Raw genomic sequence first — 18,978 nt, forward strand, 5'->3', positions numbered from 1 at the left:
CCAGGAGGTGGCTGATGAGCAGGTATCTGATCTCGTTCCGCGACGAGGCGATGGACTACCGCGAGGAGGAGGTGGCCGACATCGCCGCGGCCGCCTCGGAGATGACCCGTGAGGCCATCGCCGCCGGCGCGTTCGTCTTCGGCGGCGGGATCAAGGGTGGTCACGAGGACGCCTGGACCGTCGACGAGGCCGGCGTGGTCACCGACGGTCCCTATCCGGAGAGCAAGGAGCACCTCGGTGGCTTCATCGTCGTCGACGTCGACACCCTCGACGAGGCGCTGATGTGGGCGGGGAAGTGTGCCTCGGCGTGCCGCGCCACCATGCAGGTCCGCGAGATGCTCCCGGGGGCTGAGGCGCAGTGACCACGACCGGAGTCGTCGGCGGCGGGATCGTCGGGCTGGCGGTTGCGCGGGAGATCCTGCGCCGCCGCCCGGCCGAGACGGTGATCGTCATCGAGAAGGAGGCCGCCCTCGGCACCCACCAGACCGGCCACAACTCCGGGGTCGTCCATGCCGGCATCTACTACAAGCCCGGGAGCCTCAAGGCCCGGCTCTGCACCCGCGGGCGTGATCTGCTCGAGGAGTTCGTCGCCGAGCACGAGATCCCCTACGAGGCGTGCGGGAAGCTCGTCGTCGCGGTGGACGAGTCCGAGATGGGGCGCTTCGACGCGCTGGAGAAGACGGCCACCGAGAACGGCGTGCCGGGCCTGAGGCGAGTCGGCCCCGAGGAGATCGAGGAGATCGAGCCGTACGCGGCGGGGCTGGCCGCCCTGCACTCGCCGAGGACCGCGATCATCGACTACGTCGCCGTCGCCGAGGCGCTGGGCCGCTCCATCACCGGCAGCGGGGGAGAGGTACGCCTCGGCGAGGAGGTCACCGGCATCCGTCGCGTCACGGGCGGGATCGAGGTCGAGACGCCCGCCGGCCGGACCCGGGTCGACCACCTGGTCGTCTGCGGCGGCTTGGAGTCCGACCGCCTCGGTGAGCTGACCGGCGGCCCGAAGGCGCCCCGGATCGTCCCGTTCCGGGGTGAGTACATGCAGGTCAGTGCAGCGAAACAGGATCTCGTGCGGGGCATGGTCTATCCGGTCCCCGACCCGCGCTACCCGTTCCTCGGGGTGCACTTCACCCGTCGGGTGAGCGGTGGTCTCGAGGTCGGTCCCAATGCCTTTCTGGCGCTCAGCCGCCGACGCTACGGTCGGACGTCGCTGACCCCGCGCGACGTCGTCGACACGCTGGCGTGGCCGGGGTTCTGGCGGTTCGCCGCGGAGCACTGGCGCACCGGGTTCACCGAGCTTCGCGGCGTACTGTCGAAACAGGCCTACATGCGCGAGGCCCAGCGCTACGTGCCGGAGATCGGCGCGGAGGACGTCACCCGCGCGGGGCTTGGGCTGCGCGCCCAGGCCGTCGAGCGGGACGGCTCGCTGGTCGACGACTTCGTCATCCACCAGGCCGACGGCATCACGTCGGTGCGCAACGCGCCGAGCCCGGCCGCGACCTCCAGCCTCGCCATCGCCGAGTACGTCGTCGACCGGATGTCCTAGTCGACGGAATCTCCCGCGGGCCACTCGGCGGGGTAGTCCTTGGCCAGGCGGTCGTGCTCCTTGGTGAGCTTCTTGCGCGCCTTGGCGGAGATGCGGTCACCGAAGACGGTGCCGTTGGTGTGGTCGGTCTCGTGCTGCAGGCACCGGGCCAGCAGGCCGTTGCCCTCGAAGTGGACCGGCTCCCCGTCGAGGCCGAGACCGTCGACCGCGGCCCAGTCGGGGCGGGCGCAGTCCACGAACGCGCCCGGGAAGGAGAGGCAGCCCTCCAGGTCGACGTCGAGGTGGCGGTCCTCGCCCTCGGGCAGGGTCAGGACGGGGTTGCAGACGACGCCGACGGTGCGCTGCCCGGTGGCGTCGGGGCAGTCGAAGACGAAGATCGCGACGTCCTCGCCGATCTGGTCGGCGGCCAGGCCCACGCCCTCGGCGGCGTACATCGTCGCGACCATGTCGGCGGCCAGCTCGGCCAGCGCCGCGTCGAAGACCTCGACCTTCTTCTTGGGCCGGTGCATGACCGGGGTTCCCCAGCGCGTCATCGGACGCACCTTCCCGCCCTCGGGCAGGGCGCCGTGGGGCGCGAGCGGAGCACGGGATTCGAGCGAGGAGTCGGCCATGTGCCAAGCCTATAAATAAGTCGTGCGTGGTTTGTTACCGCCATCACCACCCCGAAGTGTAGACCGCGTTGTAACTCCCAGTTACAGTTCTACCCATGAGTATCCTCCAAGGCCTACGTGGCGGGATCGCGCACGGCGTCCCGTCCGGCGAGTCGCGCGATCCGATCGGGTTCGCCGTGGCCGGTCTGCGCAAGCTCTCGCAGAGCCCTGCGCTCGACCGGCTCGGTGTCCGCAAGCAGACCGAGCAGGTCGTCTTCACGGTGACCCGTGGCGGGTTCAAGACGATCGCGGCGACCAGCCGGGCGTTCAAGAAGAAGGGCAAGCGGGGCGCCCCGGGCGTGCGCGTGCCCAACGCCATCCCCCAGGGCGTCTTCGACCTGACCCCGAGCGAGGACGAGCAGATGCTCGTCGACGTGGTCACCGAGTTCGCCGCCGAGGTCGTACGTCCCGCCGCGGCCGAGGCCGACGAGGCCTGCGCCGCACCGGACGAGCTGCTCAAGTCGAGCCTGGAGATCGGGCTGCCGATCCTGGGCGTCCCCGAGGAGCTCGGCGGCATCTCCGAGACCCGCTCCGCGGTCGCCGGCACGCTGGTAGCCGAGGCGCTCGCCAAGGGCGACCTCGGTCTGGCCGTTGCCGCCCTGGCACCCGGTTCGGTCGCGACCGCGCTGGGCCTGTGGGGCACCGACGAGCAGCAGCAGACGTACCTGCCGTCGTTCACCGAGGGCAACGTGCCCGCGGCCGCGTTCGCCCTCAACGAGGACAAGGTCCTCTTCGACGTGCTCTCTCCGTCGACCACGGCGACCCGGACCGCCGACGGCTACGTCATCAACGGCGCCAAGTCGCTGGTCGCCCGCGGTGCCGAGGCCGAGCTCTTCGTGGTCGGCGCCGCCCTCGACGGCAAGCCGGTGCTGTTCCTCATCGAGTCCTCGACCGACGGCCTGATCATCGAGTCGGAGCCGGCGATGGGCGTACGCGCCGCCTCGCTGACCAAGCTGACGCTGACCGACGTGAAGGTGCCCGCCGCGGCGGTCCTCGGCGAGACCGACGGCTCGACCTACACCGAGGCCGTGCGGCTCTCCCGCCTCGCCTGGTGCGCGCTGTCCATCGGCGTCGGCCAGGCCGTCCTCGACTACGTGACGCCCTACGTCAAGGAGCGCGAGGCCTTCGGTGAGCCGATCGCCCACCGTCAGTCGGTGGCGTTCATGGTCGCCAACATCGCGATCGAGCTGCAGGCGATGCGTCTGGTGACCTACAAGGCCGCCAGCCGGGTGGCGCAGGGCATCGACGCGACCCGCGAGATCGCGCTGGCTCGCAAGCTGTGTGCCGACAAGGGCATGCAGATCGGCCTCGACGGCGTCCAGCTGCTCGGTGGTCACGGCTTCGTCAAAGAGCACCCGGTGGAGCGGTGGTATCGCGACCTGCGTGCGATCGGGATCATGGAAGGCACGGTGCTGGTCTGATGGCCATCAATCTGGAAGACCCCAAGAAGCTCAAGCCGCTGCGCGAGCAGGTGCACCAGGTCGCGATGAACATGCTGCGACCGATCTCGCGCAAGTACGACAAGGCCGAGCACGAGTACCCCACCGAGCTCGACATGCTCGCCGCCATGGCCGACGGCCTGGCCGAGTCCGGGCAGGGTGAGGGCGCGGGCGCCACCGGCGTACGCCGCGACTCCAAGCCCGACGACGGCAAGGTCAAGAACGGCGCCAACATGTCCTCGGTCCTCTCCGTCTCGGAGATGTGCTGGGGCGACGTCGGGCTCACGCTGGCGATGCCGCGCCAGGGCCTGGGCAACTCGGCCATCGCGTCGGTCGCCAACGACGAGCAGCACGAGCGCTTCGACGGCATCTGGGCCTCGATGGCGATCACCGAGCCCGGCACCGGCTCCGACTCGGCAAACATCAAGACCACTGCCACCCTCGACGGCGACCACTACGTGCTCAACGGCGAGAAGATCTTCGTCACCTCCGGCGACCGCTCCGACGCGGTCGTGGTGTGGGCGACGCTTGACAAGGAGCTCGGCAAGGCTGCGATCAAGTCGTTCGTGGTCGAGAAGGGCACGCCGGGGATGAAGGTGGAGCGTCTCGAGCACAAGCTCGGGATCAAGGCCTCCGACACCGCCACGATCACCTTCACCGACTGCCGGGTGCCTGCGGAGAACCTTCTCGGCAGCCCCGAGATCAACGTCAAGGAGGGCTTCGCCGGTGCGATGGCCACCTTCGACAACACCCGTCCGCTGGTCGCCTCGATGGCGGTCGGCTGCGCCCGCGCGGCGCTCGACTACACCCGCGACCTGCTCGAGAAGGCCGGCGTCGAGATCGACTACGACCGGCCCGCTCACCTGCAGTCGGCGGCCGCGGCCAAGTTCATCCAGCTCGAGTCGGACTACGAGGGCGCCTATCTCCTCATGCTCCAGGCCGCCTGGATGGCGGACAACCGCCAGCCCAACTCCAAGGAAGCCTCGATGGCGAAGGCCAAGGCCGGCCGGATGGGCTCGGACGTGACCCTGTCCTGCGTCGAGCTGGCCGGCACCATCGGCTACTCCGAGGGTGAGCTGCTGGAGAAGTGGGCCCGCGACTCGAAGATCCTCGACATCTTCGAGGGCACCCAGCAGATCCAGCAGCTGATCGTGGCGCGGCGGGTCCTCGGGCTCTCGTCGGCGGAGCTCAAGTAGAACCAGGGCCGAGTCGGCTCATCCTGACCAGAACTCATGCCGAGTCGGCGCGTTGGAACGCGCCGACTCGGCGTCTGGTTCTCGGGGCGACGGTAGGGTCAGCGGCCGTGAGCGTTCTTGTGGTGTCGGCGACCAAGGCCGAGGCGACCCATGTTCCTTCCGGACTCAAGGTGGTGATCACCGGGATGGGGAAGGTGGCGGCCGCCTCGGCCGTCTCGCGTGTGCTGGCGTCCGACAAGACCATCCGGCAGGTCGTCAACATCGGCTCCTGCGGGGCGCTGCGCGACGGCCACACCGGCACCTACGAGGTCGGGACCGTGCTCAACCACGACTTCTCCTCCGCCGCCATCCGGGCGCTGGGTCACCCGGTCGAGGACGCGCTGGAGGTCGGCGAGTCGGACATCGTCTGCGCCACCGGCGACCTCTTCGTCACCGACACGGTCGTACGCGCCGAGCTTGCCCAGCGCGCTCACCTGGTCGACATGGAGGCCTTCGCCGTCGCCTGGGCCGCCCGGGAGGCCGGTGTCCCGGCACGTGTCGTCAAGCACGTCTCCGACAACGCCGACGAGTCCGCCCTCGACTGGGCCGACGTCGTCGACCGCTCGGCCCGCGATCTGGGAGCCTGGCTCGCCGCCAACGTGTGACGTGCGCCCCTGTCCGGGCGTGTCGGAGCCACCCGATGCCACGTCCTACTCCCCAGTAGCAACACAATCCAGGGGTGGACGCATTGCAATCGGGAGTGGTCGAGCTGCTCCGGTCCCGTCGTGGCGGGGACAGTCGGAACAAGGATGACGGGGCGACCCTGGCCCTCGTGATCGAGGGTGGCGGGATGCGCGGGATGCTGTCGGCGACGATGGCCGCCGTGCTCGCCGACCAGGGCCTGGTGGATGCGGTCGACCTGGTGGTCGGCACCTCCGCCGGCGCGGCCAACGCGACCGCGGTCGCGGCCGGGACGATCGGCGCCTTCAGCGAGTCGTACGCCTCGGTGTTCGCCTCGCCCGAGTACATCGGCGCCGGGCGGATGCTGCGGCGCAAGTCGATGGTGGACACCCGCGGGATCACCGCACGTTCGGCGGAGCTGTTCGAGTGGTCGCTGGCGCTGCGTGACGGGGCGCCGAGGCTGGCCGCGGTGGCCACCGACGTGGTGACCGCGAAGGCGGTCCCGCTCACGGACTTCAGCGATCCCACCGACCTCGCCGACTCGGTGATCGCCTCGAGCCAGCTGCCCTTGGCCGGAGGGCTCCCGGTGACCGTACGCGGCCGCCGCTGGCTCGACGGCGGCCTGATCGAAGCGGTGCCGGTCGCCTCGGCGGCCGCGCTCGGGGCGACGCACGCGATCGTGCTGGTGACCCGCCCGTTCGGGACGGCGCCCAGCTACGGTCCGGCCGACCGGGTCATCGAGCGCTACCTGCGCCGGGTGAACCCGGAGCTCGGCGAGCTCTACCGGACCCGCCCGGAGCGCTACCGCAGCACGGTCGCCGAGATGAGGGCCGGGAACTGTGCGGGCGTACACACGCTCACGTTCGCGCCCGATGCGGGCGACCCGATCCCGGGTCGTACCGAGACCGACGTCGATCTGCTTCGTGCGGCCCGTCAGGCTGCGACCGGCACGGCGACCCGGATGCTGGCCGAGGCGGGGCTGGTCTGAGTCGGTGGACGGGCCGGGATGTTCACCGAGGTAACTCGGTGAACATCGCGCCCGCCGACGGCTCGGCGATGAGGTGGCCCGGGGCGCCGTAGCCGGCCCCGGCGAAGGCCTTGTCGATCGCGGCACTGACCGCCTCGACCGCTTCGCGGGGCAGGATCGAGACGATCGATCCGCCGAAGCCGCCACCGGTCATCCGGGCACCGTCGGCACCGGCGTCGACCGCGGTCGCGACGGCCAGGTCGAGCTCGGGGACGGAGATCTCGAAGTCGTCGCGCATCGAGGCGTGCGAGGCGGCGAAGAGCTCACCGATCGCGGCCCAGTCGCCGCCACCGAGCGCGGTCACGGTCGGCTCGACGCGGGCGATCTCGGTGACGATGTGGCGCGCCCGGCGGCGTACGACCTCGTCGTCGAGGGACTCGACCTGGTCCAGGGTGGCCTCGCGCAACGAGCGCAGCCCGAGGTCGGCGGCGGCCTTCTCGCACTGGGCGCGCCGGGAGGCGTAGCCGCCGTCGGTCAGCTGGTGCTTGACCCGGGTGTCGGTGACCAGGATCGTGCGCTCGCCGAGGGCGAGCGGGACGCTGCGGTGCGCGCCGGAGTCGAAGTCGATCAGCAGAGCACCGCCGGCCTCGGCGAAGACCGCGACCGACTGGTCCATCCCGCCGGTCGGCGCCTTGGCGACCTCGGTCTCGGCCCGGATCCCGGCCGCGACGACCGCCCGCTGCAGGTCCTCGTCGAGGCTCCGGCCGGCGATGCCGAGCGCCGCCACCGCGGTGGCGCACTCGACCGACGCCGACGAGGACAGGCCCGCGCCGAGCGGGACCGACGACTCCAGGTGCATGTCCAGGCCACCGGCGACGAGGCCGGCCTCGCGCAGCGTCCAGAGCACTCCCGCGACGTACGCGGGCCAGCCCTCGATCTCCGGACCGAGCTCGTCGATGTGGCCGGTGAACAGCTCGGGCTCCTGGCCCGTGGCGATCTGGATGACGCCGTCGGTGCGCGGCGCGGCCGCCGCGTAGGTGGCGTGGGGGAGTGCGACCGGGAGCACCAGGCCGGCGTTGTAGTCGGTGTGCTCGCCGATCAGGTTGACCCGTCCCGGCGCCCTCCCGACCACTGCTGCCTCGGCGCCGAAGGTGGTACGCAGCGCCTCGATCGCGCGCGCGGAGAGGTCGGTCGGTTCGAGCATGGGGGAAAGTCTGCCGCGTGTGCGCGGCCCGCGCGGACCCGGGTCGCTCAGTAGACCGCGATCACCCGGACGGTCGCGGTCCGGTCGGCCGTGCTGAGGTTGCGGAGCACGCCGACCACGACCACGTTGTCGCGGTGCTCGAGCTCGTCGAAGTCCTCCTGCTTCCCGCGACTGCCCACGTGCATGGTGATGGTCAGCCCATGGCTCTTCTGCTCCAGCGTCCCGGTGTTGTCGCGCCCGTCCGTGGCCGGCGCCGGGACCGCGAGGATCGCCTGGCGCACGTCCGGTCCGGCGACGGTGAACTGCAGGAACTGGTCGTCCGAGGCGGTCTGCGCGACCAGGCCGGCGACCCGGTCGAGCTCGCCGTCGGGCTCGTGCAGCAGCCCGCGCTGCTGCAGCTCGGCCAGCACGTCGCCGACCAGGGTCTCCCGGGTGGGGCGAGCCTCCTGGGCGTACTTCCTGGCGACGTCGCGGACGTACTTGGTCACCGCCTTGACCGGCGGAACGTCGAGCCCTGCCTCCGCGCTGCCGGAGGAGCTCCTGACGACCTCGCGAAGAACGGTTCCGACCTCACCGCGGAAGAGCTGGGCGTGCAGCATCGCGATGCGGGTCTCGGAGAGGAAGTAGTAGGTGTGGATCGGTCGCCCCTCGATCCCGCGCGGTGGCGGCGGCACGGACCCCGGCCGCTCGCGGCGGTACGCGCGGACGGCGGCGGAGGCGGCGCCGATCGCGACCGCGCCGACCGCACCGACGGCCCAGCCCCACGCGCTCGTCGCGACGGCGGCACCGGCCAGCGGCACGGCGAGAACCGCTCCGGCGGCGGTGAAGCCGGAGTTGACCATGGTGGCGAGCGACGACTCCGGCCTACTGGTAGTCACGGATCTCCTGGAAGATCGTGCGGAGGTCGGCGGCGTCCTTGGCGACGACCTCGCGGCCGCCGGTGTGCTCGGCGAAGCCGACCAGCTGCTCGATGCTCGCGTCGGCCGAGGTGGCGGCATCGCCGACGAGCACCACGTAGAGCGGCACCCCGAGGTCGCGGTAGGCCGCCTCGTACTTCTTGCTGAGCTGGGCATGGGACTGCCCGCCGTTCTGCTCGCCGTCGGTCATCAGCACGATCGAGGTGGTGGCGCCCTCCTCGGGGGAGGCCAAGATGTCGGCGTACGCGGTGTCGATGGCGTCGTAGTAGGCGGTGCCGCCGTGGCCGGTCAGCTCGCCGACGCGGTCGATGAGGCGGGTGAGTGCCTGGTCCCGCTCCGGCTGGTCCTCGACGACGAGAGACCCGAGGGACCTCGTCTCGTCGGCGTAGGTGTAGACCGAGAGCCGCTCGCCCTTCCGGAAGCGCTTGAACTGGCCGCTGATCGAGGTGTCGTCGCCGGCCAGTCCCTCGAAGGCCCGCCGCAGCTGGTTCATCTTGATCTCGTCCATCGAGGCGGACGTGTCGAGCAGATAGGTCGTCCGCGTCTTCGGTGCGAACTCGTCGAAGTAGGTGAAGATCAGCTCGTCGATGGTGCCGAGATCGTCTGGCAGCGGGAGCGTCTTGACGTCGTTGTCGGGTACGCCGGGGGAGGGCGTCACGCTCGTGCGACCCGGTCTCCGCCCGCTCTTCTCGCTGAGCTCCTCCTGGACCTCGGCCGTGCGCAGCCACGCGACCGCCGTCTCGTACGCCTTCTGCTTCTCGGCGTCGACGAGCGTGAGCGGGTAGGTGGCCTCGGTGGTGCCGTCGCTGGGATAGACGATGTCCAGGTCCTCGACCTGCTCCGCGAGCGTCAGCAGCTCGGACTCGTAGTTGAAGATCGCGTCGTAGGCCGTCGGGTTCTCCCGGAACGTGTCCGAGAGCCATCCGGAGCTGGCCGCGCGGCCGAGCTGGCCGCTGAAGAGCTGGCGTACGTCGTCCTGGACCAGGCCGACGTCCTCGCTCTGCAACGGCGGCTCGGCATCGAAGGCGGTGGCCACGCCGGCGAGCGTCGACAGGCCGGAGTTGGAGGAGGCGGGGCTGGTCATCAGGAAACCGAGCTCGCCGTCGCCGGCGCGGCGGGCGATCTCCTCCCAGGAGACGCCGGCGTCGCCGGTCCAGCCGAGCCGGGTGGCGACGTCGTGGTGCACGCCGAGCACCACCGGTGAGCGCATGATCGGGTCGGAGGAGGTCAGGTCGTCGGTGCCCTTGGCGGCCAGGGCGAGGCGCACGTAGTCGTCGGAGGCGAACCAGGCCGCGTCGTAGCGGTCCGGGTCGGCCACGATCGCGTCGGCGGCCTCGAGGGTGCCGATGAACTCCGGCCGGAGCTCGACGTTGGTCTCCTCCTTCAGCCGCTTCACGAGCTTGCTGGGCTCACAGCGCACCGGGGTGCCGGTCGACTCCTCGGCCTTGCTGGTGCCACCGGCGCACAGGACGTCGTCGAGCTCCGAGCCGGCTGCGACCTTCAGGGTCACCGGGTCGGCCAGCGGGTCCGGCCCGGAACGGCCGGGGAGTGCGTTGGCGACCAGGAACCAGGCGAGCAGGACCAGGCCCAGACTTCCTGCGACGACGGTCGTCCACCCCGTGCGGTTCACCTGAAAACGCCTGCCTTCTGTCTGGATCGGGCAGAGTCTAGGGACGAGCCGCGCCACCGCTGGGTGGAATGGGATCCGGGCGAAGCAGATGTCGCCAGGCGTTCACCCGGCATTTGCCGGGGGCCTCAGTGGCGAGAGGAGTTCCGCGAGCGGCCGCGGACGATGCCGATGAAGGTCTGCACCCGCTCGTCGTCGTTGTCGATCAGCCAGGCCAGGCCGACGGTCGTCGGCTCGATGCCGGCCACCGGGCGGGAGACGGCGTCCTTGCGGTGGTAGAGGCGGGCGATCGACATGGGCAGGATCGCGATCCCGGTGCCGGCGGCGACCGTCTCGACGGCATCCTTCTCGCTCATCGCAGGCCACGTCATCTGCTCCGCGGACGGCGTCCAGCCCCCGCGCTCCGGGAGGACCAGCTGCTCCTCGGCGAGGTCGTCGAGGGTGACCTCCTCGAGCAGCGAGAGCAGGTGCTCATGGCCCATCACCGCGACCGGCTGCTCCTCGTAGAGCGGGATGCAGTGGAGGCCGTCGCGGTCCACGGGAAGGCGTACGAGGCACATGTCGAGCTCGCCCTCGCGCAGCAGCCGCTCCTGGTCCTCCTCGGTGACCGGGACCAGCTGGAGCCGCTCACGGCTGCGGTCTCGCCAGATCCGGGCCCACTTGTCGGGGGTGGCTCCGGTGACGAAGCCGACGGTGAAGGTCACCTGCGCATCCTCTCATCGATCGGTGCTGAGTCCCGTGCTGAAGAACGCGGCGTTCCATGTTGCCGCCAAGTTTCTATCGTGTGACAGGTTTGCTAAGGTCGAAGACGTCAGCCGAGACCGGCTGCCGGACGAGGGAGCCGTACCCGGAAGCGCGACAAGACGGCCGTCTGGAGTGGTCATGTCCTGGCTTTTTCTTGTGGTATCCGGCGTCCTCGAGGCCGTGTGGGCGCTCGCCCTGGGCCGGACCGAGGGGTTCTCGCGGCTGGTCCCGTCGATCGTCTTCGGCGTCGCCCTGATCGGCAGCCTGGTGGGCCTCGCGATGGCGATGCGCACCCTGCCGATCGGCACCGCCTACGCGGTCTGGGTCGGGATCGGCGCCGCGCTCACCGTCGGCTACTCGATGGTGGCGGGAGATGAGGCGATCAGCCCCGTACGCGTCGTGCTGATCGTCGCGCTCGTCGGCTGCGTCGTCGGGCTCAAGCTCACGCACTGACCGGTTCCACGGAGGACACGTGCTCGGGCGCTTGACTCTTTCGATATGAGTGCGAAACTTACCCTCTCCAACGTTATCTATCGAACGACAGAAAAAGGCGATGCCACGGTGTCACAGATCTCGCCGCGCCCGGGTCGCGGCCGTCCACGGCTGCTCCCCGGAAAGATCGCGGCGAACCCCCGAGATCAGATCCTCGCTGCCGCTGCCGAGCTCTTCGTGAGCCGCGGCTATGCCGGCACCACCACCCGCGAGATCGCGGACGGTGCCGGGCTGAGACAGGCCTCCATCTACTACCACTTCGGCAGCAAGGAGGAGATCCTCGCGGTGCTGCTCGAGCGCTCGGTCCAGGACCGGGTCGAGCAGGCCGGGAAGATCGAGGCCGGGATGGGGTCGGTCACGCCCGACGTCGGCCTCTACGCCCTCGCCGTCAGCGACATGAGCGCGCTGGTCGCCATGCCCTACAACATCGGCATGCTCTACCGCCTGCCCGACGTCATCGCCTCACCCGTCTACGACCGCTACGGCCATCTCCGCGGTGACCTCGTCGCCGGCTACAGCCGGGTCGCGGAGCGCGCCGCGGGGGAGCGGGTCTCGGCGAGCAGTGGCGAGCCCGGGCTCGGCGAGCTCCTCGTGCAGATGGTCGAGAGCGTGGTCAGCCTCCGCCGCGAGGACCGGGTCGGCAGCACGACCGTCGCCACGATCGCCTCGGCCTGCCTGCGCCTGTGCGGAGTCGCCGAGGACGCGATCGAGCAGGCGCGGGAGGCGGCTCTCACCGCGCTCGCGCGGGCCTGACCTCGGCGAGCCTCAGTGCATCCCGGGCTCGTGGGCCAGGTGCGTCTCGGGCTCGAGTTGGAAGGTGGAGTGCTCGACGTCGAAGTGACCGGCCAGGCAGGCCTGGACCCGGTCGAGGACCTGCGGTGCGCTGCCGTCGAGGAAGCACTCGGGCAGCAGGGTCAGGTGGGCGGAGACCGCGGGCAGACCCGAGGTGACCGTCCAGGCGTGCAGGTCGTGCACCTCGACGACATGGTCGACCTGGAGCAGGTGCCGGCGCAGGTCCTCGACGTCGACCTCGGCCGGCGCACCCTCGAGCAGGATCCGGCCGCTGTCGCGGAGCAGACAGACACCGGCGTACGTCATCAGGGCGACGACCACGAGCGAGGCGACGGGGTCCGCGCGGGTCCAGCCGGTGAGCAGGATGACGACCGCGGCGACGAGGGTGCCGATGAAGCCGTAGAGGTCGGAGAGGACGTGCTGGTAGGCGCCCTCGACGTTGAGCGAGGTGCGGTTGGCGCGCGCCATCAGGGCGGCCGCGAGGATGTTGACGCCGCAGCCGACGAGCGCGACCACGAGCATCGGCCAGCCCTCGGCGTCGGGTGGGTCGATCAGGCGCCGGATCGCCTCCACGCCCACGACCGCGGCGAAGACCAGCAGGGTGATGCCGTTGAGCGCCGCGGAGAGGATCTCGGCGCGCTTCCAGCCGTAGGTCCACTGGCCGTGTGCCGGCCGCGCCGCCAGCCGCATCGCCCACAGCGCCGCCGCAATCGCCCCGACGTCGGTCAGCATGTGGCCGGCGTCGGCCAGCAGCGCGAGCGAGTCGGCGAGGATCGCGACCGTCACCTCGCCGATCAGGAACACACCCAGCAGCGACATCGCGGCGATCAGGTAGCGCCGGTCCGCCGCGGGTGAGATGTGTTCGTGATCGTGCCCCATGTTCGATGAGTCTAGGTCGGATTCTCGCGTGCGCTCAGCAGGCGGTCGTGGGATGGTGCAGCCATGTCGAAGGCCGATGAGTTCTTGTCGCTGCACGTCCCCGGAAGCCCGCTGCTGATGCCCAATGCCTGGGACGCCGGCTCGGCGAAGGTCCTGGCCTCGCTGGGGTTTCCGGCGCTGGCCACCACCAGCAGCGGGTACGCCGCGACCCTGGGCCGTCTCGACGGCCAGGTCACCCGCGACGAGGTGATCGCGCACGCCACCGCGCTGGTCGAGGCGGTCGAGGTGCCCGTCTCGGCCGACCTGGAGGCGGGCTTCGCCAGCACCACGGCCGAGGTCGAGGAGACGTTCCGGCTCGCCGTGGCCGCCGGCCTGGCGGGCGGGTCCATCGAGGACTACGCCGGGAACGAGAAGGACACGATCTACTCCATCGAGGAGGCCGCCGAGCGGGTCGCCGCCGCGGCCGGGGCCGCCGGTGACCAGTTCGTCCTCACCGCCCGGGCCGAGAACCACATCCGTGGCCGCGACGATCTGGACGACACGATCGCCCGCCTCCAGGCCTATCAGGAGGCCGGCGCCGATGTGCTCTTCGCGCCCGGCGTCATCGCCGTCGAGGACGTACGCCGCCTGGTCGACGCCGTCGACCGCCCGGTCAACGTCCTGCTGCTGCCGGGCGGCCCGTCGGTCCCCGAGCTGGCCGAGGCCGGCGCGGGGCGCATCTCGGTCGGTGGCGCGTTCGCGTTCGCCGCCCTCGGGGCGGTCAAGCGGGCCGCGGAGGAGCTGCTCGGCGCCGGCACGACCGGCTACTCGGAGCTGGCGGCCGAGGGCGCCAAGGCGTTTCGCAGTGCTGGTTGACTGGCCCCGTGATCGATGAGCTGAAGGTCGTGCGAGCGGGGTTCGCGCCGATCAAGGGGACCAGGCACCTGCCCCACGACCGAGTGGAGCTCGACGCCCAGGGGGTCGTGGGAGACCGCGGCTTCGCGCTGGTGTCGGTCGACGAGACCGACCCGGCCCACGGGCGGGTGCTGCGGACCGTGCAGCACCCCTCGCTGGTCGCGGTGCGGGCGGACCTGGCCGGCGACCGGCTCGAGGTCGAGCTGCCCGACGGCGAGACCGCCACGGCGGAGCCGGCCGCGACCGGCGAGCGGCTCACCTGCGACTACTGGGGCCGGGAGGTCGAGCTGGAGCTGCTCGGCGGCCCGCAGGCGGCGCTGTTCTCGAGGTGGCTCGACCGGCCGGTGCGGCTGGCCCGTGCGCACCGCGGCGACGTGGTCTTCGCCGGTTCTGTGTCGGTGGTGACCACGGCGTCCCTGCGCGACCTCGCCGGCCAAGTGGGGGCGGACGCCTTGGACGCGGCGCGCTTCCGGCCGAACCTCGTGGTCGAGACCGACGAGCCCTACGCCGAGGAGACCTGGCTCGGCCGGGAGATCCGGGTCGGCGGGGCGACGGTCCGGATCGGCGTACCCATCCCACGCTGCGCCGTGATCGACAGCCATCCGGAGACGGGGGAGAGGGACGTACGTCTGCTGAAGACGCTCGCCTCGCACCGCCCGCTCAACCGGGCCGGCGAGCCGGCGTTCGGGGTCTTCGCCGAGGTGGTCACGCCCGGCGCCGTGGGCCTGTAGCCGGCCGCACAGGCCACGCACAGGAACGGGCCAGCGCGGACTCAGGTGGAGTGCGTACGCTCCTGATGTGGATATGCAATCGCTGTTGTCGCGCGACTCCGTGAAGGTCGCCCTCGTCGTCAACGCCGGCTCGCGCCGGGGACAGGACGCGCTGGCGTCGTCGGAGGAGATGCTGCGGTCCGCGGGGATCGAGGACGTGCACTCCTACGCAGTCCACTCGGGGGAGGAGCTGGAGGCCACGCTCGACACGGTGGCCGCCGACAAGCCCGACCTGCTCGTCATCGGCGGCGGCGACGGCTCGGTGGGTGCCGCCGCGGCCCGGATCGCCGGCAGCGACGTCGTGCTGGCGGTGCTGCCGCTCGGCACCGCCAACGACTTCGCCCGCACCCTCGAGCTCGACCAGGACCCTCAGACCGCGGTCGAGCAGATGCTCGAGGGGAAGGTCATCAACGTCGACATCGGACGGGCCAACGGCCACGCCTATCTCAACGTCGCCTCCTTCGGTCTCTCTGTCGCGGTGACCCAGGCTCTGAACCCGCGCCTGAAGAAGCTGATCGGGCCGGCGGCCTACCCCGTGGCGACGCTGCAGGCCTACCGCCACCACAGGCCCTTCACCGCGCGGCTGGAGTTCCCCGAGGGCGACCACGACACGGTGGAGCTCGACGACCTGCTCCAGGTCGCGGTCGGCAACGGCCGCCACTACGGCGGCGGCAACACCGTCTCGCCCACGGCCTCGGTGGACGACGACCTCCTCGACGTCTACGCCATCGTCCGCGGCCGCATGCGCGACCACGTCTCCATCGCGCGGCTGCTGAAGAGCGGCCACTTCATCGAGCACGAGCAGGTGCACCACGTGACCACCTCGGCCGTGCGGATCACCACCGACACGGCGATGCCGGTCAACCTCGACGGCGAGATCGTCACCGAGACGCCGACCGACTTCACCCTCGAGAGCAACGCGCTCCACGTCGCCGTACCGATCCGCAGCCGCGCCGGCCGCCTCGACGGTCCGCCGCCGGACGTCCAGAGCTGAGGCCGACCAGGACTAGGGGGGTCCCGCCCGGGGCACGTCGACCCGGATGGCCAGCAGCCGTGCCTCGGTGTTGGCCTTGCGCGGCTCCTCGAAGAAGTCGGGAGCGGCACAGACGTACAGGGTCCTGCCGTCGCTGCCGCCCAGCATGCAGGCGAAGACGCCGCCACCCGGCTCGATCTGTTCGAGGATCTCGCCGCCCTCGGCGACCCTGACCACCCGGCCGAAGACCGCGTCGGCGGTCCACACCGCGCCCTCGGCGTCCAGGCAGCAGCCGTCGGGCGCGAGCACGGCATCGCCCATCGCCTCCGCGAACGCGGTGTGCGTGCTGAGCTCACCGAACTTCGCCCAGGTCCGCCGGTTGCTCAGCGACCCGTCGTCGGCGATGTCGAACGCGCTGATCCGGTTGCCGCAGGTCTCGTCGACGATGAGCGTGCCGTCGTCGGTGATCACGCTGCCGTTGGGGAACCACATGTCGTCGGCGACCTCGGCCACCGTCCCGTCCGGGTCGACCCGCAGCAGCACCGTCGGCGCCACGTCGGCGCCGGCCATGATGTCGAAGCCGAAGTTCCCGACGTACGCCCTGCCCTGATCGTCCACCACCATGTCGTTGAGGTGGTGGCCGACATGGCCGCTGAGGTCGGCATGGGTCACCAGCGAACCGTCCGACTCACGCCGCAGGATCCGGCGGTCGCGCATCGAGACGACCAGGAGGTGACCGTCGGGGAGCCAGCCCAGCCCCGACGGCTGCCCCGGCACGTCCGCCTCGACCCGGAGATCGGACCCGTCCTCCTGGGCCGAGTAGACCTTGTGGGAGTAGAAGTCCACGAACCAGATCCGGTCCTGGTGCCACCGCGGGCACTCCAGATAGTGCATGTCCTCCACAACGGTGGTGATCTCTCGGGCCATGTCCATGCTCCTCAGGTCGTCGTCGACTGCCCCCATCATGCCGAGAAGTCAGGTACGTCGGGCGAGAAGTCACTCACGCGAATCGAGATGGCACCGCGGTGACATCTCGGCCGACGCAAGTGACGTCTCGGCCGACGGGGGTGACGGCTCGGCTACTCCTCCAGCCGCCAGGCCGCCTTGAGGGAGAGCTGGCCGCCGGTCTGGAGCAGGGCGCGGCTGTAGAGGCGCTCGGCGAGGCGTACCAGGGCGACGCCGAAGGCGAGGAGCAGGACGACGGCGATGATCGGCTCCCACCAGGCCGCGGTGCCCTCGACCAGGCGCATCGGCATGAGCACGGCCGAGAGCGGTGGGACGTACGAACCGATCTGCTCGCCGACGCCGTCGAGGTAGAGGGCGCCGAAGAACATCACCATGAGCAGCATCGTGATCGGGGTGGAGGAGGACTGCAGGTCCTCGGTGCGGGAGGCGAGCGCACCCGCGACCGCCCACAGGGTCGAGAGCACCACGAAGCCGATCAGGAAGAAGACCACGAACCAGCCGATCGCACCCGACAGGGCCGGCAGGGCGAAGCTGAAGTCGGTCAGGCTCAGCCCGACGAGTCCGACGGCCACATAGATGAGCATCTGCCCGACGGCGATGACGGCGTTGCCGATGATCTTGCCGGCGAGGAGCTGCCGCAGCGGTACGGCGGCGGCGATCATCTCCACGATCCGCGACTGCTTCTCCTCCACGACGCTGTTGGCCAGCGTCATCCCGAACATGATCGAGGCGAAGTAGAAGACGATCGCGAGCGCGTATCCGACGACGTAGCGGATCGCGGACAGCTCGCTGTCGCCCTCGAGCTGCTCGACTCCGACCGCCGAGCCCTCGGTCAGCTCGGCCGCGGTCGTGCCGGCCGCATCGGCGTTGCCGGCCAGGACGATCGCCTCGACCGACTGGCTGACCACGTCGCGCAGCTCGGAGTCGGCGTCCTCGAGCGTGACCAGCGTCCAGCCGTCGGTGGTCGGACGCAGATAGGCGTCGGCCTGCTCCTCCTCGAGCGCGTGCCGGGCGGCGTCCGCGTCGTCGACGGCGACCGGCACGATGCGTACCTTCTCGTCGATGTCGGAGGCGCGCTCGGCGATGCCCTCGACCATCGCCTGTGAGGCCGTGGTGGAGTAGGCGAGGTCGTAGGTCTTCTCACGGCTCTCGCTCCACGCGGTGAAGCCGAGCACGCCCACGATCACCGCGAGCATCACCGCGGTGCCGATCAGGGTCGACTTGTCGGTGGCGCGGACCGCGATCTCGCGGCGCGCGACGATCTGCCACACGGGCTGGCTCCGGGGGTTGGACGTGGTCATGCGGTGACCTCCCGGTAGATCTCGGACAGGCGAGGTACGACGCGGTGGAAGTCGAGCACGTTCCCGCGGCTGGTGGCCTCGGTGAGCAGCTTCTGCTCGGCACCGGTGGAGACGACCTCGATCTCGGCCTCGGGGCCCGAGACGTCGCGGACGTGGAGCCCCGGCAGGTCGCGTACCCAGCCGGCGTCACCGTCGAGCACGAGCCGGTAGCGGAGCGCCGCGTCGGCGCGCAGCTCCTCACCCGTCCCCTGGATGACCACCCGGCCGCGGGCCATCACCACCAGCCGGTCGCACAGCCGGTCGACGAGGTCGAGCTGGTGGGAGGAGAAGACGACGGGTACGCCGTCGCGAGCATGCTCGCGCAGCAGGTCCGCCATCGCGTCGATGGCGTCGGGATCGAGCCCGGAGAAGGGCTCGTCGAGGATCAACGCCATCGGCGCGGGGACGAGCGCGGCGATGATCTGGACCCGCTGCTGGTTGCCCAGCGACAGCTTCTCCAGCGGATCCTTGGCGCGACCGCCGAGCCCGAACCGCTCCAGCAGCACGGTGATCTCCCGGCGCGCGTCGGCGGTGGACATACCGCGCAGCCGCGCCAGGTACACCAGCTGGTCCAGGATCGGCTGCTTCGGGTAGAGGCCGCGCTCCTCGGGCATGTAGCCGAACCGCCGCCGGTCCTCGCGGGTGACCTCGTGCCCCTGCCAGGAGACCGTCCCGGCGTGCGCGGCCAGCACCCCCATGATCATCCGCATGGTGGTGGTCTTCCCGGCACCGTTGCCGCCCACGAACCCGGTGAGCCCACCGGACGGGACCGGGAAGGACACGTCGTCGACGGCGACCATCTCGCCGAAGCGGCGGGTCAGCCCGCTGACCTCGAGCATCGAATCTCCTCTGCGTTGGAAACGAACGGGACCCACGCTATTTCAGCGCCGCGCCGGGCGGATCCGTCGCGAGGATGAAGTCGGGC

20 protein-coding genes and 1 riboswitch are annotated in these 18,978 nt (G+C 70.8%); of the genes, 11 read left to right on the forward strand and 9 right to left on the reverse strand.

All coding sequences use genetic code 11. The annotated features are described in order from the left end of the window. Nucleotides 1–14 precede the first annotated feature (14 nt). Nucleotides 15–362: a YciI family protein gene (locus ACW14X_RS26850; protein WP_457163907.1), complete on the forward strand. Its 348-nt coding sequence runs from the start codon at nt 15–17 to the stop codon at nt 360–362. Then, complete coding sequence (gene lhgO, locus ACW14X_RS26855; protein WP_457163908.1) at nt 359–1,543, forward strand: L-2-hydroxyglutarate oxidase; 1,185 nt, start codon at nt 359–361, stop codon at nt 1,541–1,543. The genes ACW14X_RS26850 and lhgO overlap by 4 nt, the downstream gene beginning before the upstream one ends. On the opposite strand, the gene def is transcribed toward lhgO, so the two are convergent. Next, the gene (gene def, locus ACW14X_RS26860) at nt 1,540–2,154 is read right to left on the reverse strand and encodes a peptide deformylase (RefSeq protein WP_457163909.1); all 615 of its coding nucleotides are present in this window, start codon (nt 2,152–2,154) and stop codon (nt 1,540–1,542) included. The two genes, lhgO and def, sit on opposite strands and share 4 nt — an antisense overlap. Before the next feature lie 95 nt (nt 2,155–2,249). On the opposite strand from def, the gene ACW14X_RS26865 reads away from it, so the two are divergent. From ACW14X_RS26865 to ACW14X_RS26880, 4 genes are all read left to right on the forward strand, one after another. Further along, nucleotides 2,250–3,614 carry an acyl-CoA dehydrogenase family protein gene (locus tag ACW14X_RS26865; RefSeq protein WP_160022762.1) on the forward strand — a complete coding sequence of 455 codons (1,365 nt, stop codon included), beginning with the start codon at nt 2,250–2,252 and terminating at the stop codon, nt 3,612–3,614. Continuing rightward, nucleotides 3,614–4,828 carry an acyl-CoA dehydrogenase family protein gene (locus tag ACW14X_RS26870; protein WP_160022764.1) on the forward strand — a complete coding sequence of 405 codons (1,215 nt, stop codon included), beginning with the start codon at nt 3,614–3,616 and terminating at the stop codon, nt 4,826–4,828. Before ACW14X_RS26865 ends, ACW14X_RS26870 begins: the two co-directional genes overlap by 1 nt. A gap of 107 nt (nt 4,829–4,935) precedes the next feature. Further along, complete coding sequence (locus ACW14X_RS26875; protein WP_457163910.1) at nt 4,936–5,472, forward strand: nucleosidase; 537 nt, start codon at nt 4,936–4,938, stop codon at nt 5,470–5,472. Nucleotides 5,473–5,546: 74 nt separating this feature from the next. Continuing rightward, a complete protein-coding gene (locus tag ACW14X_RS26880) occupies nt 5,547–6,476 on the forward strand; it encodes a patatin-like phospholipase family protein (RefSeq protein WP_160022768.1) in 930 nt (309 codons plus the stop codon). A gap of 22 nt (nt 6,477–6,498) precedes the next feature. On the opposite strand, the gene galK is transcribed toward ACW14X_RS26880, so the two are convergent. The 4 genes from galK to ACW14X_RS26900 all read right to left on the reverse strand — a co-directional run bounded on the left by galK (nt 6,499) and on the right by ACW14X_RS26900 (nt 10,907). Continuing rightward, entirely contained in the window at nt 6,499–7,659 is a 1,161-nt protein-coding gene (gene galK / locus ACW14X_RS26885; protein WP_457163911.1) for a galactokinase, read from the reverse strand. A 47-nt stretch (nt 7,660–7,706) separates the two neighbouring features. Then, entirely contained in the window at nt 7,707–8,537 is an 831-nt protein-coding gene (locus ACW14X_RS26890) for a hypothetical protein (protein ID WP_457163912.1), read from the reverse strand. Next, nucleotides 8,524–10,206, reverse strand: coding sequence for a VWA domain-containing protein (locus tag ACW14X_RS26895; RefSeq protein ID WP_457163913.1), 1,683 nt, complete (start codon nt 10,204–10,206; stop codon nt 8,524–8,526). The genes ACW14X_RS26890 and ACW14X_RS26895 overlap by 14 nt, the downstream gene beginning before the upstream one ends. Nucleotides 10,207–10,331: 125 nt before the next feature. Then, a complete protein-coding gene (locus tag ACW14X_RS26900; protein ID WP_457163914.1) occupies nt 10,332–10,907 on the reverse strand; it encodes a LysR family substrate-binding domain-containing protein in 576 nt (191 codons plus the stop codon). A 104-nt stretch (nt 10,908–11,011) separates the two neighbouring features. After that, nucleotides 11,012–11,075, forward strand: a riboswitch (guanidine-III (ykkC-III) riboswitch). Nucleotides 11,076–11,085: 10 nt separating this feature from the next. Between ACW14X_RS26900 and ACW14X_RS26905 the strand changes: the two genes are divergently transcribed. Together ACW14X_RS26905 and ACW14X_RS26910 are read left to right on the forward strand one after the other, a co-directional pair. After that, nucleotides 11,086–11,400: a DMT family transporter gene (locus ACW14X_RS26905; RefSeq protein ID WP_160022778.1), complete on the forward strand. Its 315-nt coding sequence runs from the start codon at nt 11,086–11,088 to the stop codon at nt 11,398–11,400. A 108-nt stretch (nt 11,401–11,508) separates the two neighbouring features. Continuing rightward, entirely contained in the window at nt 11,509–12,192 is a 684-nt protein-coding gene (locus ACW14X_RS26910) for a TetR/AcrR family transcriptional regulator (RefSeq protein ID WP_160022780.1), read from the forward strand. A 12-nt stretch (nt 12,193–12,204) separates the two neighbouring features. On the opposite strand, the gene ACW14X_RS26915 is transcribed toward ACW14X_RS26910, so the two are convergent. After that, nucleotides 12,205–13,110 carry a cation diffusion facilitator family transporter gene (locus ACW14X_RS26915; protein ID WP_160022782.1) on the reverse strand — a complete coding sequence of 302 codons (906 nt, stop codon included), beginning with the start codon at nt 13,108–13,110 and terminating at the stop codon, nt 12,205–12,207. Nucleotides 13,111–13,173: 63 nt separating this feature from the next. Here ACW14X_RS26915 and ACW14X_RS26920 point away from each other — a divergent pair, with 63 nt between their 5' ends. From ACW14X_RS26920 to ACW14X_RS26930, 3 genes are all read left to right on the forward strand, one after another. Continuing rightward, entirely contained in the window at nt 13,174–13,965 is a 792-nt protein-coding gene (locus ACW14X_RS26920) for an isocitrate lyase/PEP mutase family protein (protein ID WP_457163915.1), read from the forward strand. 8 nt (nt 13,966–13,973) lie between these two features. Continuing rightward, nucleotides 13,974–14,735 carry an MOSC domain-containing protein gene (locus ACW14X_RS26925; RefSeq protein ID WP_457163916.1) on the forward strand — a complete coding sequence of 254 codons (762 nt, stop codon included), beginning with the start codon at nt 13,974–13,976 and terminating at the stop codon, nt 14,733–14,735. A gap of 73 nt (nt 14,736–14,808) precedes the next feature. Next, a complete protein-coding gene (locus ACW14X_RS26930; protein ID WP_457166090.1) occupies nt 14,809–15,768 on the forward strand; it encodes a lipid kinase in 960 nt (319 codons plus the stop codon). 12 nt (nt 15,769–15,780) lie between these two features. Here ACW14X_RS26930 and ACW14X_RS26935 read toward each other — a convergent pair whose 3' ends face one another. The 3 genes from ACW14X_RS26935 to ACW14X_RS26945 all read right to left on the reverse strand — a co-directional run bounded on the left by ACW14X_RS26935 (nt 15,781) and on the right by ACW14X_RS26945 (nt 18,892). Next, the gene (locus ACW14X_RS26935; protein ID WP_457163917.1) at nt 15,781–16,674 is read right to left on the reverse strand and encodes an SMP-30/gluconolactonase/LRE family protein; all 894 of its coding nucleotides are present in this window, start codon (nt 16,672–16,674) and stop codon (nt 15,781–15,783) included. 152 nt (nt 16,675–16,826) lie between these two features. Beyond that, entirely contained in the window at nt 16,827–18,014 is a 1,188-nt protein-coding gene (locus tag ACW14X_RS26940; protein ID WP_457163918.1) for an ABC transporter permease, read from the reverse strand. Then, nucleotides 18,011–18,892, reverse strand: a complete 882-nt coding sequence (locus ACW14X_RS26945; protein WP_457163919.1) for an ABC transporter ATP-binding protein — start codon at nt 18,890–18,892, stop codon at nt 18,011–18,013. Before ACW14X_RS26945 ends, ACW14X_RS26940 begins: the two co-directional genes overlap by 4 nt. Nucleotides 18,893–18,978: the final 86 nt, after the last annotated feature.

This window comes from Nocardioides sp. YJ-D4 (assembly GCF_054031495.1).

Coding starts and splice junctions, on each gene's coding strand:
- ACW14X_RS26850 (WP_457163907.1), top strand. CDS start 15: ATGAGCAGGTATCTGATCTCGTTCCGCGACGAGGCGATGGACTACCGC.
- def (WP_457163909.1), bottom strand. CDS start 2,154: ATGGCCGACTCCTCGCTCGAATCCCGTGCTCCGCTCGCGCCCCACGGC.
- ACW14X_RS26865 (WP_160022762.1), top strand. CDS start 2,250: ATGAGTATCCTCCAAGGCCTACGTGGCGGGATCGCGCACGGCGTCCCG.
- ACW14X_RS26870 (WP_160022764.1), top strand. CDS start 3,614: ATGGCCATCAATCTGGAAGACCCCAAGAAGCTCAAGCCGCTGCGCGAG.
- galK (WP_457163911.1), bottom strand. CDS start 7,659: ATGCTCGAACCGACCGACCTCTCCGCGCGCGCGATCGAGGCGCTGCGT.
- ACW14X_RS26905 (WP_160022778.1), top strand. CDS start 11,086: ATGTCCTGGCTTTTTCTTGTGGTATCCGGCGTCCTCGAGGCCGTGTGG.
- ACW14X_RS26915 (WP_160022782.1), bottom strand. CDS start 13,110: ATGGGGCACGATCACGAACACATCTCACCCGCGGCGGACCGGCGCTAC.
- ACW14X_RS26920 (WP_457163915.1), top strand. CDS start 13,174: ATGTCGAAGGCCGATGAGTTCTTGTCGCTGCACGTCCCCGGAAGCCCG.
- ACW14X_RS26930 (WP_457166090.1), top strand. CDS start 14,809: ATGCAATCGCTGTTGTCGCGCGACTCCGTGAAGGTCGCCCTCGTCGTC.
- ACW14X_RS26935 (WP_457163917.1), bottom strand. CDS start 16,674: ATGGCCCGAGAGATCACCACCGTTGTGGAGGACATGCACTATCTGGAG.
- ACW14X_RS26940 (WP_457163918.1), bottom strand. CDS start 18,014: ATGACCACGTCCAACCCCCGGAGCCAGCCCGTGTGGCAGATCGTCGCG.
- ACW14X_RS26945 (WP_457163919.1), bottom strand. CDS start 18,892: ATGCTCGAGGTCAGCGGGCTGACCCGCCGCTTCGGCGAGATGGTCGCC.